The sequence below is a fragment of the Methylobacterium sp. UNC300MFChir4.1 genome (assembly GCF_900110155.1).
GTDB lineage: Bacteria > Pseudomonadota > Alphaproteobacteria > Rhizobiales > Beijerinckiaceae > Methylobacterium.
On record NZ_FOCS01000006.1, the window covers coordinates 80,630 to 96,752 of the forward strand.

17 protein-coding genes are annotated in these 16,123 nt (G+C 72.1%); 12 read left to right on the top strand and 5 right to left on the bottom strand.

Annotated elements, in window-relative coordinates; translation table 11 throughout:
* Positions 1–90 precede the first annotated feature (90 nt).
* The 9 genes from BMY19_RS10740 to BMY19_RS10780 all read left to right on the top strand — a co-directional run bounded on the left by BMY19_RS10740 (position 91) and on the right by BMY19_RS10780 (position 9,042).
* Positions 91–855, top strand: coding sequence for a GntR family transcriptional regulator (locus tag BMY19_RS10740; RefSeq protein WP_100251694.1), 765 nt, complete (start codon positions 91–93; stop codon positions 853–855).
* Positions 852–1,622 carry an ABC transporter ATP-binding protein gene (locus tag BMY19_RS10745; RefSeq protein WP_029358136.1) on the top strand — a complete coding sequence of 257 codons (771 nt, stop codon included), beginning with the start codon at positions 852–854 and terminating at the stop codon, positions 1,620–1,622. The genes BMY19_RS10740 and BMY19_RS10745 overlap by 4 nt, the downstream gene beginning before the upstream one ends.
* Positions 1,613–2,428 carry an ABC transporter permease gene (locus BMY19_RS10750; RefSeq protein WP_020094477.1) on the top strand — a complete coding sequence of 272 codons (816 nt, stop codon included), beginning with the start codon at positions 1,613–1,615 and terminating at the stop codon, positions 2,426–2,428. Before BMY19_RS10745 ends, BMY19_RS10750 begins: the two co-directional genes overlap by 10 nt.
* Positions 2,429–2,492: 64 nt before the next feature.
* Positions 2,493–3,473: an ABC transporter substrate-binding protein gene (locus BMY19_RS10755; RefSeq protein ID WP_100251695.1), complete on the top strand. Its 981-nt coding sequence runs from the start codon at positions 2,493–2,495 to the stop codon at positions 3,471–3,473.
* A 31-nt stretch (positions 3,474–3,504) separates the two neighbouring features.
* Positions 3,505–4,521 carry a quinone oxidoreductase family protein gene (locus tag BMY19_RS10760; RefSeq protein ID WP_100251696.1) on the top strand — a complete coding sequence of 339 codons (1,017 nt, stop codon included), beginning with the start codon at positions 3,505–3,507 and terminating at the stop codon, positions 4,519–4,521.
* 65 nt (positions 4,522–4,586) lie between these two features.
* Positions 4,587–5,006, top strand: a complete 420-nt coding sequence (locus BMY19_RS10765) for a PaaI family thioesterase (RefSeq protein ID WP_100251697.1) — start codon at positions 4,587–4,589, stop codon at positions 5,004–5,006.
* Positions 5,003–5,812 carry a VOC family protein gene (locus BMY19_RS10770; RefSeq protein ID WP_100251698.1) on the top strand — a complete coding sequence of 270 codons (810 nt, stop codon included), beginning with the start codon at positions 5,003–5,005 and terminating at the stop codon, positions 5,810–5,812. The genes BMY19_RS10765 and BMY19_RS10770 overlap by 4 nt, the downstream gene beginning before the upstream one ends.
* Entirely contained in the window at positions 5,809–7,332 is a 1,524-nt protein-coding gene (locus BMY19_RS10775; protein WP_100251814.1) for a class I adenylate-forming enzyme family protein, read from the top strand. The genes BMY19_RS10770 and BMY19_RS10775 overlap by 4 nt, the downstream gene beginning before the upstream one ends.
* Positions 7,333–7,464: 132 nt before the next feature.
* A complete protein-coding gene (locus BMY19_RS10780; RefSeq protein ID WP_100251699.1) occupies positions 7,465–9,042 on the top strand; it encodes an ABC transporter substrate-binding protein in 1,578 nt (525 codons plus the stop codon).
* A gap of 81 nt (positions 9,043–9,123) precedes the next feature.
* On the opposite strand, the gene BMY19_RS10785 is transcribed toward BMY19_RS10780, so the two are convergent.
* The 5 genes from BMY19_RS10785 to BMY19_RS10805 are packed head-to-tail and all read right to left on the bottom strand — an operon-like array spanning position 9,124 to position 13,397.
* Positions 9,124–9,537 (bottom strand): VOC family protein, encoded by a 414-nt coding sequence (locus tag BMY19_RS10785; RefSeq protein ID WP_020094484.1) that lies wholly within the window; start codon positions 9,535–9,537, stop codon positions 9,124–9,126.
* A gap of 49 nt (positions 9,538–9,586) precedes the next feature.
* Entirely contained in the window at positions 9,587–10,621 is a 1,035-nt protein-coding gene (locus BMY19_RS10790) for a 5-oxoprolinase subunit C family protein (RefSeq protein WP_100251700.1), read from the bottom strand.
* A complete protein-coding gene (gene pxpB, locus BMY19_RS10795; RefSeq protein ID WP_100251701.1) occupies positions 10,614–11,348 on the bottom strand; it encodes a 5-oxoprolinase subunit PxpB in 735 nt (244 codons plus the stop codon). The genes BMY19_RS10790 and pxpB overlap by 8 nt, the downstream gene beginning before the upstream one ends.
* Entirely contained in the window at positions 11,341–12,114 is a 774-nt protein-coding gene (locus BMY19_RS10800; RefSeq protein WP_100251702.1) for a LamB/YcsF family protein, read from the bottom strand. Before BMY19_RS10800 ends, pxpB begins: the two co-directional genes overlap by 8 nt.
* Before the next feature lie 26 nt (positions 12,115–12,140).
* Positions 12,141–13,397: a Zn-dependent hydrolase gene (locus BMY19_RS10805; RefSeq protein WP_100251703.1), complete on the bottom strand. Its 1,257-nt coding sequence runs from the start codon at positions 13,395–13,397 to the stop codon at positions 12,141–12,143.
* A 323-nt stretch (positions 13,398–13,720) separates the two neighbouring features.
* Between BMY19_RS10805 and BMY19_RS10810 the strand changes: the two genes are divergently transcribed.
* The 3 genes from BMY19_RS10810 (at position 13,721) to BMY19_RS10820 (ending at position 16,119) form a co-directional block, all read left to right on the top strand.
* Positions 13,721–14,527, top strand: a complete 807-nt coding sequence (locus tag BMY19_RS10810) for an amino acid ABC transporter ATP-binding protein (RefSeq protein WP_100251704.1) — start codon at positions 13,721–13,723, stop codon at positions 14,525–14,527.
* A 34-nt stretch (positions 14,528–14,561) separates the two neighbouring features.
* A complete protein-coding gene (locus BMY19_RS10815; protein WP_100251705.1) occupies positions 14,562–15,245 on the top strand; it encodes an amino acid ABC transporter permease in 684 nt (227 codons plus the stop codon).
* 64 nt (positions 15,246–15,309) lie between these two features.
* Positions 15,310–16,119 carry a transporter substrate-binding domain-containing protein gene (locus BMY19_RS10820; protein ID WP_020094491.1) on the top strand — a complete coding sequence of 270 codons (810 nt, stop codon included), beginning with the start codon at positions 15,310–15,312 and terminating at the stop codon, positions 16,117–16,119.
* Positions 16,120–16,123: the final 4 nt, after the last annotated feature.

A 16,123-nucleotide genomic window follows, 5' to 3' on the forward strand; every position in this document is an offset into this window, starting at 1 on the left:
CGGGCCGGCGCGGGGTTGGCACATGTCCTGCGTGCGGTGAGCAGCTCACAGCATGCTGTGGGAGCCTCAATGCCCGAACAGCGAGGTGCGATGACGACCCGCGATGACAGGTCCCGACCCGCTCGCCCGACCACGACGGTGCTCGCCGTCCCCGACGCCACGCGCAAGGGCAACCAGGCCTACGACCTGATGCGCCGCGAGATCGTCGCCTGCCGCCTCCTGCCCGGCACGCGCTTCACCGAGGCCGAGGTGATGGAGCGGTTCGAGATCGGCAAGGCGAGCTGCCGGATCGCGCTCCAGCGCCTGGCCCAGGAAGGCTTCGTCAGCTCGATGCCGCGGCACGGCTACCGGGTCAGCCCGGTGACCGTGAAGGATGTCGACGAGGTCTTCGCCCTCCGGATGGAGCTCGAGCCCCTCGCGGCGCGGGGCGCCGCCGGCCGCGTGAACCGGGCGCATCTGGAGCGCCTGGAGCAGGCCTGCCGCCGCAAGATCACGGTGGAGATGGGCAACCAGATCGACTTCTTCCTGGAGGCCAACCGGGGCTTCCACCTCGCGATCGCCGCGGCCGCGGGGAACGGGCGCCTGTACCGGACGCTGTCGGGCCTCCTCGACGAGATGACCCGCCTCGTCGCCCTCGGCTTCGGCGTGCAGGGGGTGCGGCCGAACATCGAGAACGACCACACCGCGCTGATCGAGCATCTGGTGGCGGGCGACGCCGACAGCGCCGCCCTGGTGGCCCGCCGCCACGTCGAGACGTTCCGCGACATGACGCTGGAGAAGGTCATCGCCAGCCTGCGCGACACCGCGGTGGTGGCGCCGGTGCGGCCGGCCCGGGTCGACGGGGGCGAGCCGTGAACGCCGTCGAGCTCGACCATGTCAGCAAGTGGTTCGACCGGCGCGAGGGCGGGCCGCTCCACGTCCTCGACACCGTCGACATCGCGATCCCGCAGCACGCGATCGTCGCGATCCTGGGCGCGTCGGGCTGCGGAAAGAGCACCCTCCTCAACATGATCGCCGGGCTGGTCGAGCCCGACCAGGGCGCCGTCCTCCTGAACGGCATCCCGTCGCACGCCTTCCGCGACTGGCGGGCCATGACCTACATGTTCCAGGAGGACCGCTTACTGCCCTGGCGCACGGCCGCCCAGAACGTCGCCTTCGGCCTCGAGGCCGGGCGCATGGGCCGGGCGGAGCGGGCGCGGCGGGTCGACGAGACCCTGCGGCTCGTCGGGCTGGAGGCCTTCCGCGACGCCTACCCGCACGAATTGTCGGGGGGCATGCGCAGCCGGGTGGCGCTCGCGCGCAGCCTCGTGACCGAGCCCAAGATCCTGCTCCTCGACGAGCCGTTCTCGAAGCTCGATCCCGAGATCCGCGCGCAGATGCACGCGGAGCTGCTGCGCATCGCCGGCCTGCGGGCGATGACCCTGGTCTTCGTCACGCACGACGTCGAGGAGGCGGTGGTGCTGGCGAGCCAAGTGGTCGTCCTGCACCCGCGGCCGGGCCGGATCGGCACCGTCCGGGCGATCGATCTGCCGTACCCCCGCGACCCGCTCTCGACGGAGGTCGCCGAGGAGGTCCGGCGCCTGCGCATCAGCCTCTCCGCGGCGAGCGCGCGATGCTCGTGAAGACCCCGCCGCGCCTGATCCGGCGGACGCGGACGTCCGGTGCCGGCCGCCGGGCGGGCGTGCTGCTCCAGCGGCTCGCCCTGCTCGCCCTGGCGCTGGCCGCGTGGCAGCTCGGATCGCTGCACGCGCCGAGCTTCGTCCTGCCGAGCCCCGCGCGGGTCTGGCACACGTGGCTCGGCCTCGTCGCCACGCCGAGCTTCGCCGCCGATCTCGGCATCACGCTGGGCCGGATCGGCGCCGGCCTCGCCTTCGCGGCCCTCGTGGGGCTGCCGCTCGGCCTGCTGCTCGGCGCGAGCCCGCGCCTCGGGCGCTTCTTCGAGCCGGTGCTGACGGTGACCAACACCGTCTCCTCCGCGATCTGGGCGATCTTCGCGCTGATCTGGTTCGGCCTCTCGAACTGGACCACGATCTTCGTAGTGTTCATGACCGCGATGCCGCTGATCCTGACCAACGTCTGGCAGGGCACGCGCACGGTCAGCGCCGAGCATCTCGAGCTCGCCCGGACCTTCCGGATGCCGCGCCGCAAGGTGCTGACCAAGATCTACCTGCCGACGATCCTGCCCGCCTTCTTCGCGGGCGCGCGCCTCGCCATCGGCTTCGGGGCGCGGGTCGTCCTCGTGGCGGAATCGCTCGGGGCGAGCAGCGGCATCGGCTACCGCCTGCGGCAGGCGGCCGACCTCGTCCAGACCGACCAGGTCTTCGCCTGGACCCTCACCCTCGTCGCCCTGATGATCGGGCTCGAGACGCTCGTCCTGAAGCCGGCCGAGCAGCGCCTGTTCGCCTGGAAGAAGGTGGCGCAGCCGTGACGGCCGGCGCCAGCCGGGGACACGCCCGCCGCACGTCCTCCCATCGCAGCTCCTGGAGAACGCCTTGAAACGAATCCGCGCCTTCGCCGTCGCCGCGCTCTGCGCGGTCGGCCTGCCCGGCCTCGCGCGCGCCGAGACGGTGCGCATCGGCTACTGGAGCTCGGGCATCAGCCTCGGCTTCGGCGCCGTGCTGGAGGCCGGCAAGTTCATGGAGAAGGAGGGCCTGACGGCCGAGTACGTCAAGTTCCCGGACGTGAACGCGCCGACCAAGGCCATGGCCGCCGGGGCGATCGATTTCGCGATCGCGGCGAGCGCCGGCACGGCGCTGAGCGTCACCGCCGATGGACTGCCGATGAGCATCGTCCTGGCGACCCAGGTGGCCGACCTCGACTTCGTCGTCCCGGAGGACTCGCCGATCAAGGCGATGGCCGACCTCAAGGGCAGGAAGATCGGCACCTCGCCGGCCGGCAGCGGCACCGCCGCCATCGCGGCGGCGATCCTGGAGACCAATCACGGCCTCAAGCCCGCCGACTACCAGGCCGTCCCCGGCAACGATTCCCGGCTGGCGCAATTCCTCGTCCAGAAGGACATCGACGCCGCGGCCCTGCGCACCGTGACCCTCGCGCTCCTGCCGGACGTGAAGCTGCGCCGGCTCGGCACCTTCCGGGAGGAGTGGAAGCGCCTCACCAAGCAGGACGCGCCGCCGGTCCTCGGCGTCGGCCTGATGCGCAATGCCTGGATGACGCAGAATCCGGACGCGCCCGCCAAGGTCGTGGCCGCGATGCGCAAGGCCTACGCCTTCGGCCAGGCCGACAAGCCCGGCGTGGCCAAGATCCTGAAGGCGGCCGCGAACCTGAGCGACGCCGACGCCGCGGCCTACGCGGGCCTCTGGGACGGCATCTACACGGTCAGCCTGGAGCCCGCCGACATCGCCTCGCTGAAGCGGGAATTCGACGTGTTCAAGGCGGTCGGCGCCGTCCAGGGCAGCCTGCCGGACACGGCCCTGGTCCCCGGCCCCTACGAGCGGTCGAAGTCGATCCCGTAGCCTTTCCGACCTGCAGAAGAGGGTTTCCACGATGGCTCAGACGATGAAGGCGCTCGTGCTGGAGGCGCACGGCGACATCGACACGCTGAAGGTGGTCGACGACTATCCGAGGCCGTCCCCCGGCCCGGGCGAGGTCCTGATCCGCGTCGGCGCGTCCTCGTTCAACTACCACGACGTGTTCACCGTGAAGGGCATGCCCGGCATCAAGGTGCCGATGCCGGTGGTGATCGGCCTCGACATGGCCGGGCAGATCGTCGAGCTTGGCGAAGGCGTCGCGGAGTGGCGCGTCGGCGACCGGGTGCTGGTCAACCCGCTCAACAAGGCCAAGGGCCTGATGGGCGAGATGCTCGACGGCGGCATGGCCGAGTATTGCCGGGTCTCGACGGACCAGCTCATCGCGATGCCGCCGGACGTGAGCTACGCGGACGCGGCCTCCCTGCCAGTGGCCTACGGCACGGCCCACCGCATGCTGATCACCCACAACACCGTGAAGGCCGGCGACAAGGTCCTGATCCTGGGCGCCAGCGGCGGCGTCGGCACCGGCTGCGTGATGCTGGCCAAGCAGCTCGGCGCCGAGGTGATCGCCTGCGCGGGCAGCGCGGAGAAGATGGCGGCGCTGACGGCCCTCGGGGCCGACCACGTCGTCAACTACCGCGAGACCGACTTCTCCAAGTGGGCGATCCAGCAGTACGGCAAGCCGCAGCGCCGGACCTACGAGGGCGGGGTCGACGTGGTGATCAACTTCACCGGCGGCGACACCTGGGTGCCCTCGCTCAAGTGCCTGAAGCGCGGCGGCACGCTGCTGGTCTGCGGCGCCACCGCGGGGCACGATCCCAAGGAGGATCTCCGCTACATCTGGAGCTTCGAGCTCAAGGTGATCGGCTCGAACAGCTTCTACGACGACAACCTGTCGGCCCTGATGGACATGATCCAGGCCGGCACGCTGAAGCCGACCATCGACAAGCTCCTGCCCCTCGAGGAGGCCGCCGAGGGCCTGCGGATGATCCGCGACCGCGAGGTCATGGGCAAGATCGTCGTCACCCCCTGACACCGCCCGAGGCCGGTCCGCCGCGCGTCCACGCCCCCAGCCCCGCCCGAGGAGATCTCGAAGCCATGTCCGACACCCCCCTTACCAAGGAGCAGGTCGAGGCGCTGCTGCTGCGCGGCCCGTTCCACCAGTGGCTCGGCCTCTCCGTCGTCGCCGTCGGCGATGGGACGATCGAGCTGAAGGCGACGTGGCGGCCGGAATGGGTCGTCAACGCCGAGCGCGGCTACGTCCACGGCGGCATCCTGGCGACGCTGGTCGACCTCACCGCCGATTGGGCGCTGGTCTCCAAGACCGGCCGCGGCGTCCCCACCGTGGACCTGCGGGTCGACTACCACCGGGCCGCGATGCAGGGCGATCTCACCTGCCGCGGCACCGTGGTGAAGTTCGGCAACCAGCTCTCGGTGGCGGAGGCGCAGATCCTCGACGACGCGGGACGCCTGCTCGCGAGCGGCCGCGGCGTCTACATGACCGCGCCGGCGAAATGAGCGCGCACCCCGTCGCCCCGGCGGACGGGGCCCTCGACCACGTCGTGATCAACGTGCTGCGGCGGATGGACGAGGCGGCGGACCTGTTCGCCGCCCTCGGCTTCCGGCTGACGCCCCGCGGCCACCACTCGCTCGGCTCCATCAACCACCTGATGATGACGGCGGGCCCCTACCTGGAGCTCGTGGGCGTGCCCGAGACCGGTCCGCAGCGGCAGGACGTCCTGGACAGCCCGTTCGGCCTGAACGGGCTCGTCGTCGCCAGCCGGGACGCCGACGCGACCCACGCGCGGCTGGCCGCTCTGGGGCTAGCGGCCGGACCGCCCGTCGCCTTCTCGCGCCCGGTCACCGTCGACGGCCGCGAGGCGACGGCCCGGTTCCGCACGGTGCGGGTGCCGGCCGACCGGTTCCCGGCGGGGCGCCTCTACCATTGCGAGCACCTGACCCCGGATCTCGTCTGGCGCCCCGAATGGCTCGACCATCCGAACGGCTTCACGGGGCTCGACGCGCTGACGATCGAGAGCCCGGCACCGGAGGCCGACGCCCGTCTCTACGCCGCCGCGAGCGGTGCGCCGGCCGAGGCCGTGGGTGACGGCTGGACCCTCCGGCTCGGGGAGACGCGGGTCGCGATCGCGCCGGGGCCGGCCGCCCGCTTCTCCGCCCTGGCGTTGCGCTTCCGCGACCTCGACGCCCTCGAAGCCCGCGCGGGCGCGCTCCCGGAGGCGGCCTGGGTTCGGCACGGGCCGGACGCGGCCACGCTGACGCTACCGGCCCTCGACCTCCGTCTCGTGTGCAGGGCGGCCCCATGACGCGCGTGTCCAAGGGGCCGACCAATCTTGGCGACCTCGTCGACCGGTCCGGGCCGCCGGACAGGCCGCGGATCATCGGCGTCGGCCCGGATGGCGAGCCCGCGGTGATGACCCGCGCCGGCCTCGACGCCCGGGCCGACGCCTTCGCCCGCGGCCTGCTGCGCGGCGGGATCGCCCGCGGCGCGCGGGTCGCGATCCTCGCGGCCAACCGGCCCGACACGATCGCGGCGCTGCTCGGGGCGATGCGCGCCGGCGTGGTCCCGGTCCCGGTCAATCACAAGTTCCCGCCGGCCACGATCGCCGCCGTGCTCGCCGATTGCGGGGCGCGGCTCGTGCTCTGCGACGGCCCGCGCCGGGCGCTGCTGGCCGATCTCGGCCCCGATATCCGGATCGCCGGGTTCGACGATGACGGGCCGGAGGGCTTCGCGGCCTGGCTCGACCCCGGTCCGTTCGTGCCGGTCGTGCCCGAGCCCGACGAGGCGGCCCTGTTCCTCTACACGTCCGGCTCGACGGGCCGGCCGAAGGGCGTGCGGCTGAGCCATGCCAGCCACCTCTGGGTGGCGCGGACCCGCGCCGCGGAGACGGACCTGCGCGACGACCGGCTGCTCGTGGCGGCGCCGCTCTACCACATGAATGCGCTCGCCCTGGCGCTCCTCGTCTGCGCGGCCGGCGCCACGATGGTGCTGCTGCCGCAATTCGAGGCGCGGGCCTACATCGCGGCGATCGACCGGTACCGCTGCACGTGGCTCACCGCCGTGCCGCCGATGATCGCCATGATGCTGCGGGAGCCGGATCTCCTCGCGGAAGCCGACCTCACCGGCGTGCGGACGGTCCGGATGGGCTCGGCGCCGGTCAACGACACCCTCGCCCGGCAGATACGCGCCCTCCTGCCGAACGCCCGCATCCTCAACGCCTACGGGACCACCGAGGGCGGCCCGGTCGTGTTCGGCGACCATCCGGACGGCCTGCCGACGCCGGTCGCGTCGGTCGGCGTGCCGCATCCCCAGGTGGCGGTGCGCCTCGTCGGACCGGACGCCCCGGAGACCGGGATCCTGCAGATGCGCAGCCCCGCGATCATGCTCGGCTACCACAACCGGCCGGACGTGCCCGTCCCGATCACCGCGGACGGGTTCTACGACACCGGCGACGTCTTCCGCCGCGACGCGGACGGGTTCTTCTACTTCCTCGGGCGGACCGACGACATGTTCGTCTCCGGCGGCGAGAACATCTTTCCGGGCGAGGTCGAGCTGGTGCTGGAGCGCCACCCCGCGGTGCTCCAAGCCTGCGTGGTGCCGGTGGACGACGCCATCAAGGGCACCAAGCCGGTCGCCTTCGTGGTCCGCCGGCCCGGCGCCACCGTCGACGAGGCCGCTCTCAAGGATTACGCGCTCGAACACGCGCCGGCCTACCAGCACCCGCGTCGGGTCTGGTTCGTCGAGGCGCTGCCGCTCGCCTCGACCGGCAAGATCGACCGCGCGGCCCTGCGCCGGCGGGCCGAAGAGGCCGTCCGCGTCCCGTGACCGAGCCGGGCGGAATGGCGCTTGCAGGTTGTGTTCCTGCGGAATGCGCGCCCGCAGAAGGCATCCTCGCTAGGGATCCCGCCCGGCGCACCCGTCCCCGCCCGCCTGCCCCGGAACGCCAGGAGTGACCCCATGCTGCGACGAACCTTCCTCGGCGGTGCCGCCGTCGCGGCCGCCGCGCCCTTCCTTCCGGCCCGCCCGGCCCTCGCCCAGGGCGGCCGGGCGAGCGTCCTGCGCTTCGTGCCGCAATCCGACCTCACCATCGTCGATCCGGTGACGACCACGGCCTACGTCACGCGCAACCACGCGTTGATGGTCTTCGACCAGCTCTACGGCCTCGACGCGCAGTTCACGCCGCAGCCGCAGATGGTCGAGGGCCACACGGTCGAGGAGGACGGGCGGCGCTGGACCTTCCGGCTGCGCGAGGGCCTGAGATTCCACGACGGCGAGCCGGTGCGGGGCCGCGACTGCGTCGCGTCGATCCGGCGGTGGGCGCAACGCGACAGCCTCGGGCAGGCCCTGATGGCGCGCACGGACGCCCTGGAGGCGCCGGACGACCGCACCTTCGTCATCCGGTTGAAGCGGCCCTACGGGCTGATGCTCGAGACGCTGGCGAAGCTCGGTCCGCCGGTCCTCGTCATCATGCCCGAGCGCCTCGCCGCCACCGACCCGGCCCAGCAGATCCCCGAGCTGATCGGCTCCGGGCCGTTCCGGTTCAACACCAAGGAGCGGCTCGTCGGCGCCCGCGTGGTCTACGACCGCAACCCGGACTACCGGCCCCGCGAGGACGGCCCGGTCTCCTGGGTGGCGGGGCCGAAGCGGGTCCATTTCGAGCGGGTCGAGTGGCAGGTCATGCCCGACCCCGGCACCGCCGCGGCCGCCCTCCAGAACGGCGAGGTCGACTGGTGGGAGAACCCGATCAGCGATCTCGTGCCGACGCTTCAGGCGCACCCGCAGATCGCCACGCAGCTCGCCTCGCCGCTCGGCAATCTCGGCACCGGCGTGATGAATCATCTCCACCCGCCCTTCGACAAGCCCGCGGTCCGGCGCGTGGTCCTCGAGGCCCTGTCCCAGGCGGACTTCATGGCGGCGGCCGCCGGCGACGATCCCAAGCTGTGGCGCAAGGATGTCGGCCTGTTCACGCCGGGGACCGCGATGGCCACCGATGCCGGGCTCGACGTGCTCACCCGGCCGCGCGATCTCGCCAAGGCCAAGCGCGACCTCGTGGCGGCCGGCTACCAGGGCGAGCGCGTCGTGCTCATGTCGACGAGCGAGAACCCCGTGCTCGGCGCCCTCGGCGAGATCATGCACGACCTGCTCCAGCGCCTCGGGATGAACGTGCAGTACGTCGTGTCCGACTGGGGCACGCTGGTCACCCGCCGCGCCAGCAAGGCGCCCCCCGACCAGGGCGGCTGGAACATCTTCACCACGACTTGGACCGGCCTCGACATGGCGAACCCGGTCGTGGAGCAGGTCCTGCGCTGCGGCGGACCGAAGGGCTTCTTCGGCTGGCCGGACCTGCCCGAACTGGAGAGCCTGCGCGAGGCCTGGATCGAGGCGCCGGACCAGGCCGCGCGCCAGGCGATCGCGGCCCGGATGCAGACCCTGGCGATGCGCGACGTGCCGTACCTGCCGACCGGCCAGTACTTCTACCGGACGGCCTTCCGGCGCGACCTCCGGGACGTGGTCGACGGCCAGTTCGTCTTCTAAAACGCCCGCCGCGCCTGACGGGCGTCGCGTCCTGGCCGCCCGTCGCCGCTCCGGCGGCGGGCCGCTTCGCGGATACGCGCCTCAGTGCGCGAAGACGCCGGCCAGATCCCGGAAACCCTTGACCTCGATCGGGTTGCCGCTCGGGTCGAAGAAGAACATCGTGCGTTGCTCGCCGGGCTCGCCGGCGAAGCGGACGACGGGCGGGATGTCGAAGGCGATGCCGGCCGCCTCGACGCGGCCGGCGAGCGCCTCCCAGGCGTCGAGCGGCAGCACCACGCCCAGATGCGGCATCATCACCGTGTGGTCGCCGACCTTCCCGCTCCGGGTGGTGGCGAAGGGCTCGCCCAGGTGCAGCGACAGCTGATGGCCGAAGAAGTCGAAATCGACCCAGGTCTCGGTGCTGCGGCCCTCCTGGCAGCCGAGGACGCCCCCGTAAAAGCGGCGCGCCGCGTCGAGGTCGGTGACGTGGTAGGCGAGGTGGAACGGCGTGAGCATCGACGGTCTCTTGCTTGCTGGGCTCGGTTGAGAGGGGGTTGCGGCGCCGTCAGGGCGCCGGATCGGGGGCACGCGCCGAGACGACGCCGCCGACGAGGTTGCAGGACAGCAGGAACGCGCTGTCGAGATCGCCGCCGCCGGCCGGCACCAGCGCCGTCAGCCGCGCGGCCAGAGCGCTTCGCGCGGCGTGGGCGATGGCGTGGGCCTCCGCGACAGCGACGGCCGCGAACCGGATCGTCTCCCCCGGCCGCACCTGCGCGAGGCGGCCGAGATCCGCCGAGATCACGGTGGCGATCTTCGGGTAACCGCCGGTGGTGTGGCGGTCGGCCAGCAGGATCAGCGGGCGCCCGTGACCGGGCACCTGGATCGAGCCGTTCACGATCCCGTCCGAGACGATGTTGAAACCGTCCGCGTGGGCGATCGGCGGCCCGTCGAGGTGGCAGCCCATCCGGTCCGCCCGCGCCGTGAGGGTGTAAGGCTCGGAGAGGAACGTCCGCAGGCCGTCCTCGGTGAAGCCGTCGGCCTGCGGCCCGAGCACCACCCGGATCGGGCCACCGAAGGTCGGCCGGTGGGCCGGCGGCAGGGTCAGCGGACGGTCGCGGGGCGCGGGCGCCGCGAGGGGCAGCAGGTCGCCCGCGGCCAGGGGATGACCGTCGAGGCCGCCGAGGCGGGTGCGGGTGTGCGTCGCCACGCTGCCGAGCATCGGCGCGACGGCGAAGCCCCCGGCGACCGCGAGGCAGGCGCGCAGGCCCTGCCGCGGTCCGCCCAGGACGAGCCGGTCGCCCCGCCGCAGGTCGTGGGCGGTGAACGGGTCGAGGGCGCGGCCGTTCAGGCTCATCGCGAAGGGCGCGCCGGCGAGGGCGACGCGGCAGATATCCGTCTCGCAGGCGAGGGTCGGACCGACCATCGCCATCTCGATCACCGCGGCGTCGAGCGGGTTGCCGACGAGGCCGTTGGCCAGGGCCAGCAGGTCGGGATCCATCGCGCCGGACCCCGAGATGCCGTAGCGCAGGTAGCCCGGCCGCCCGGCATCCTGCAGGGTCGAGGCCACGCCGGGGGCGATGACGCGCAGGCCCTCAGGCATCGATCCGCTCCAGGGTCGCGACGGTCTCGCCGGCGCGGGCGGCCTCGCTGAGGGCGTCGAAGGCGGCGCGGTCGATCGGCTCGAACCGGATCAGGTCGCCGGCCGCGAACAGGAACGGCTCGGCCCGGGCCGGATCGTAGGAGCGCGCGGGCGTGCGGCCGATGAGCTGCCAGCCGCTCGGCAGCTCCAGGGGCGGCGAGACGCCGGTCTGGTTGCCGCCGATCGAGACGCTGCCCGCCGGGGTCTTGGGCCGGGGATCGGTGCGCCGGCTCGCGTGGAGCCGGGGATCGAGGCCGCCGAGATAGGCGAAGCCGGGGGCGAACCCGATCATGTAGACGCGGTAGTCGCGGCCGGCATGGAGCGCGACCACCTCCTCGGGGCTGAGTCCGGCCCCGGCGGCGAGGTCGGCGAGGTCGGCGCCGTGCTCGTCGCCGTAATGGACCGGCACCCGCCAGCGGCGCAGCGCCCCCGCCGCCCCGTCCGGTGGCGGCCAGTGCGCGGCGATCAGCGCGACGAGGTCGTCCCGGGGCAGCAGGTCCGGATCGTAGAGGACGAGGAGCGAGCGGTAGGTCGGCACGGTCTCCAGGAGGCCGGGGCGGGCGGCGCCGCGGAGCGCCGCGTCGAGGGCGATGACCCGCGCGTTGACGGCCGGGTCGACCGCGCGGCCGAGTTCCACCGTCAGCGCCCGGTCGCCGCTATCGAGGAGGCGGTAGCCGGCCTCAGACATCGAGCACCTCGGCCATCGGGCGCAGGGCGATCCCCTTGGCGGCGCAGTCATCGCGCAGGCGGCGCGCCATGGCGACGGCGCCGGGCGTGTCGCCGTGGACGCAGACCGTGTCGATCCGCGTCGGGATGCGCCGCCCGGACAGGCAGGTGATCGCCCCGTCCTCCAGCATCCGCGCCACGCGCGCCGAGACGGATTCGGGATCGTGCAGCACGGCGCCGGGGAGCTTGCGCGAGACCAGAGTGCCGTCATCCGCGTAGGCGCGGTCGGCGTAGATCTCGCGCGCGATCGGCAGCCCGAGCTTCTCGCCGGCCCGCTCGGTCTCCAGGCCGGGCATGACCACGAAGATCAGGTCGCGGTCGAGGGTGCGGATCGCCCGGGCCACCGCCAGGGCGAGGTCGGCATCCTCGTTGGCCATGTTGCCCATGGCCCCGTGGGTCTTCACGTGGCGCACCGGGCAGCCGGCATCCTGCGCCAGCGCCAGGAGGGCGCCGACCTGGTAGAGGACCGCCTTCTCGATGTCGGCCGGGCGCTCGCCGTGGATCGGCCGCCGGCCGAAGCCCCAGAGGTCGAGGAAGCTCGGGTGGGCGCCCGCCTGCACGCCGTTCGCGGCGGCACGGCTCAGGGTCTCGTGCATCACCAGCGGGTCGCCGGCGTGGAAGCCGCAGGCGATGTTGGCCGAGGTCGCCACGGTCAGCATCTCGGAATCGTCGCCCAGGCGGTAGACGCCGAAGCCCTCGCCCATGTCGCAGTTCAGATCGACGATCATCGGTGCATCCTTTCTCGCGCGCGGGGTCAGGCTTCGGCGACGAGGTGGGCCACCAGGGTCGCGGCCGCGCGGAGATCCTCGATCCGCATCGCCTCGTCGGGGTTGTGGCTGCCGTTCTGGTTGCGGATGAAGATCATCGTGCTCGGCACGCCCTGGCCGGCCAGCGTCGCGGTGTCGTGCCCCGCCCCGCTCGCCATCGTGCGGAACGGCGTCCCGAGCCGGCGCGCGTGGCCCGACAGGGCCTCGACCAGCGCGGCGCTCATCCGCGCCGGCGTGCTGCCGGTGCGCTCGCCCAGCACGAAGCGTACCGAGCGGGCGGCCTCGATGTCGGCGATATGCTCGGCGAGCGCCGCCTCGACCCGGTCGAGAACGGCCGGCTCGGTGCTGCGCACGTCGAGGCAGAAGCGGACCTCGCCGGGGATCTTGGCGAAGGCGTGCTGGACCGGGTCGGTGGCGACCTCGCCCAGCGTGATCGTGGCCGGGCATCCCTCCGCCTCGAGCGCGCCCCAGAGCGCGTCCAGGCCGGTGATCAGGTCGGCGAGGGCGAAGACGGCGTCGCTGCGCTCGCCCCGCGCCACGGCGCCGGAATGGCCGTAGCGGCCGAAGCAGGCCGCCTTGCGGTAGCGGAAGCTGCCGCTGATCGCCGTGACGAAGCCCACGGGGAGCCCGGCCGCCTCCAGCGCCGGGCCCTGCTCGATGTGCATCTCGACGAAGCCGTGGATCCGCGCCGGATCGAGGAGCCGCTCGCCCCGCGCCACCGCCCCCGGCCACAGGCCGAGTTCGGCCATGTGGTCGCGCAGGCTCCGGCCGGTATCGGCGCGGGGCAGGTCGAGCACCTCCGGCGGCAGCAGGCCGAGCGCGGCCCGGCTGCCGACGTAGGAGGCCGGGAACCACACGCTCTCCTCGGCCCGGAACACCGCCACCGTCACGGGACGCGCCGGCACGATCCCAGCCCGGCGCAGGGCCTCCACGGCCGCGAGGCCGCCGATCACGCCCGCCGCGCCGTCGAAATTGCCCCCGTGGGGCACCGTGTCGACGTGCGAGCCGACCATCCAGGGCGCCAGTGCCGGGTCGCGGCCCGCCATCGTCAGGAACAGGTTGCCGGCCGCGTCGGTCTCGGCGGCGAGCCCGAGTGCCAGCCCGGTGGCTCGCATCAGGGCGTGGGCGCGCTCCTCGCCGACGCCGTAGGCCGCCCGCGTCACGCCCGGCGCGTCCTGGCTGAAGCTCAGGAGCTCGGCGAACAGGCCCGCGCAGAGATCCGAATCGATCGCGAGCCGGGTCATGCCGGCTGCCGCGCGGGTCCGACCCGGTCCATCGGCTGAACAATGAGGCACGCGCCCGGCGCGGTCGCGAAGGGAATACCGGGGTCCGGAAGCTCGATGACCATGTCGGAGGCAGCCATGCTCAAAAATACCGCTTGAATGCCGGCGGTATACCGGCTCTGCTAAGGCATCCCATCCAGCTTGGCAATGTAAAACGTCGCCGGATGAAAAATTAAATCTCCACATTGAGAGATTTGATGCACAATAACACAGTCACGTAACGCGTTCTGCACGCTGATCGAAGCATTGATCTGCGCCGTGATCGCACGATATCAGGTTCGACGATGGCTCAGATCGAGACGGCCGCGCCCCCGCTCCTGAAGATCAGGAAACTGCACAAGAGCTACGGCACCAACGAGGTCCTGAAGGGCATCTCCCTCGACATCCACGAGGGCGAGGTCGTGTCGATCATCGGTGCGAGCGGCTCGGGCAAGAGCACGTTCCTGCGCTGCCTGAACCTCATGGAGACGCCGACCTCCGGCTTCATGGATTTCGAGCGCTTCGCCTTCGACTACGAGCAGGGCGCCCGCCGCCAGCCGACGCCGCAGCAGCTCTGCGAGCTGCGGGCGCGGATCGGCATGGTCTTCCAGAGCTACAATCTCTGGCCGCACATGACCGTGCTGGAGAACGTCATCGAGGCGCCGATCCGGGTGCGGCGGATGCCGCGCCGGCAGGCCGTCGCGGAGGCGGAGGCGCTGCTCCAGCGCATCGGCCTCTACGAGAAGCGGCACGCCTACCCGTCGAAGCTCTCAGGCGGGCAGCAGCAGCGCGTGGCGATCGTGCGCGCCCTGGCGATGGCGCCCAAGGTGATGCTGTTCGACGAGGTGACCTCGGCCCTCGATCCGGAGCTGGTCGGCGAGGTGCTGGCGCTGATGGGCTCCCTCGCGGCGGACGGGATGACGATGCTGCTCGTCACCCACGAGATGGCCTTCGCCCGGGATGTCGGCACCCGCACCCTGTTCTTCGACGGCGGCGTGATCGCCGAGGACGGGCCGCCCGACGCCATCATCAGCGCGCCCCGGAGCGAGCGGCTGCGCCAGTTCCTCCGGCGCGTCCTGCACCAGCCCGCCGCGCCGGGACAGACGGCGTGAGCCGCCGGCCCATCACCGGGGAGAAGGGACAGCGATGAGCGTCGCGGCGTTGCAGGAGTGGTGGATCACCCTCTCGGACGAGGTCGTCACCTACGGCCCCGGCTTCCTCTCGGCGACCCTAGTGGTGCTCGGCGTCACGGTGGCGAGCATCCTGGTGAGCTGGGCCTGCGGCCTGCTCGGGGCGCTGGGCAAGCGCTCGTCCTTCGCGCCCTTCCGGGCGCTGGCGAGCTTCTACGTCTGGTTCATCCGCGGCACGCCGACCCTCGTGCAAGTCTTCATCGTGTATTTCGGCATGCCGCAGATCGGGGTGAAGCTCTCGCCCGTGACCGCCGGCATCATCGCGCTGGGCGTCAGCAGCGGCGCCTACGTGGCCGAGACCATCCGGGCCGGCCTCGCGGCGATCCCGAGGGGCCAGATCGAGTCGGCGCTGGCGCTCGGCATGAACCCGCGGATCATGATGGTGCGCATCGTCCTGCCGCAGGTCTTCCGCATGATCCTGCCATCGCTGACCAACGAGGCGATCTCGGCGGTGAAGAACACCTCGCTGCTGTCGACGATCACGGTGGTGGAGCTGACGCTCTACGCGCAGCTCATGATCGCCACGACCTTCCGGCCGTTCGATTTCTACATCGCGGCGGCGCTGATCTACCTCGGCCTCACGTCGATCCTGTCGCAGCTCTCGGCCTATTTCGAGCGGCGCTACGCCCGCCTGTCCTGAGCCCCCCGCCGCGGGACGGGCCGCGGCCGATCCTTCCCGCCCCGTCCCGAGACCGGAGACCGCCATGAACCGCCGCCACGTCCTCGCCCTCGCCGCCCTCTGCGCCAGCCTCGGCGCAGGGATCCTCGCCGCCCCCGCGACCCGCGCGGCCGAGGGCAAGCTGGAGCTGATCGAGCCCGGCAAGCTGATCGTGGCGACGGACAGCACCTTCGCGCCCTTCAGCATGCGCACGCCGAGCGGCGAGCTCGACGGGCTGGAGGTCCGGGTCATGCGCGAGGTCTGCCGCCGGCTCGGGCTCGAGTACAGCCCGGTCAACATCAAGTTCGACGCCCTGCTGGTGGGCCTGATGGCCGACCAGTACGACATCACCAGCGAGTCGATGGACATCACCCCCGCCCGACAGAAGCAGGTCGCCTTCGCGGACGGGTGGCTCGAATCCGGCGCGCGGATCGTCACCCGCAAGGATACCGGCATCAAGGGGCCGGCGGATCTCAAGGGCCGCAACGTCGGCGCCCTCTCGGCCTCGACCTTCGGCAAGCTCGCCGAGGAGAACGGCGCCACCCTGAAGAGCTACAAGACGGCCGCGGACGCCATGCAGGACCTCGTCGGCGGCAACATCGACGCGGTGATCAACGACGCGGTGGCCGGCAACTACGCCATCAAGGCGCGCAAGCTGCCCCTGGTGATGATCGAGACCCCGCTGAGCACGGTCCAGAAGGGCTTCGCTATCAAGAAGGGCAAGCCGAACCTGCACGCCGCCGTCAACAAGGCGCTCGGCGAGATGGTCGCGGACGGTACCTACGCCAAGCTCGTCACCCCGCTGATCGGCTATGATCCGGCCCCGAAGGAGCCGATCCGCACGCCCGCCATGTGAGCGG

What these genes read in the sequence shown, in the direction of transcription:
- BMY19_RS10815 (WP_100251705.1), top strand. Translation starts at nt 14,562, where the DNA reads ATGAGCGTCGCGGCGTTGCAGGAGTGGTGGATCACCCTCTCGGACGAG.
- pxpB (WP_100251701.1), bottom strand. Translation starts at nt 11,348, where the DNA reads ATGTCTGAGGCCGGCTACCGCCTCCTCGATAGCGGCGACCGGGCGCTG.
- BMY19_RS10780 (WP_100251699.1), top strand. Translation starts at nt 7,465, where the DNA reads ATGCTGCGACGAACCTTCCTCGGCGGTGCCGCCGTCGCGGCCGCCGCG.
- BMY19_RS10750 (WP_020094477.1), top strand. Translation starts at nt 1,613, where the DNA reads ATGCTCGTGAAGACCCCGCCGCGCCTGATCCGGCGGACGCGGACGTCC.
- BMY19_RS10775 (WP_100251814.1), top strand. Translation starts at nt 5,809, where the DNA reads ATGACGCGCGTGTCCAAGGGGCCGACCAATCTTGGCGACCTCGTCGAC.
- BMY19_RS10760 (WP_100251696.1), top strand. Translation starts at nt 3,505, where the DNA reads ATGGCTCAGACGATGAAGGCGCTCGTGCTGGAGGCGCACGGCGACATC.
- BMY19_RS10785 (WP_020094484.1), bottom strand. Translation starts at nt 9,537, where the DNA reads ATGCTCACGCCGTTCCACCTCGCCTACCACGTCACCGACCTCGACGCG.
- BMY19_RS10805 (WP_100251703.1), bottom strand. Translation starts at nt 13,397, where the DNA reads ATGACCCGGCTCGCGATCGATTCGGATCTCTGCGCGGGCCTGTTCGCC.
- BMY19_RS10800 (WP_100251702.1), bottom strand. Translation starts at nt 12,114, where the DNA reads ATGATCGTCGATCTGAACTGCGACATGGGCGAGGGCTTCGGCGTCTAC.
- BMY19_RS10820 (WP_020094491.1), top strand. Translation starts at nt 15,310, where the DNA reads ATGAACCGCCGCCACGTCCTCGCCCTCGCCGCCCTCTGCGCCAGCCTC.
- BMY19_RS10770 (WP_100251698.1), top strand. Translation starts at nt 5,003, where the DNA reads ATGAGCGCGCACCCCGTCGCCCCGGCGGACGGGGCCCTCGACCACGTC.
- BMY19_RS10810 (WP_100251704.1), top strand. Translation starts at nt 13,721, where the DNA reads ATGGCTCAGATCGAGACGGCCGCGCCCCCGCTCCTGAAGATCAGGAAA.
- BMY19_RS10790 (WP_100251700.1), bottom strand. Translation starts at nt 10,621, where the DNA reads ATGCCTGAGGGCCTGCGCGTCATCGCCCCCGGCGTGGCCTCGACCCTG.
- BMY19_RS10740 (WP_100251694.1), top strand. Translation starts at nt 91, where the DNA reads ATGACGACCCGCGATGACAGGTCCCGACCCGCTCGCCCGACCACGACG.
- BMY19_RS10765 (WP_100251697.1), top strand. Translation starts at nt 4,587, where the DNA reads ATGTCCGACACCCCCCTTACCAAGGAGCAGGTCGAGGCGCTGCTGCTG.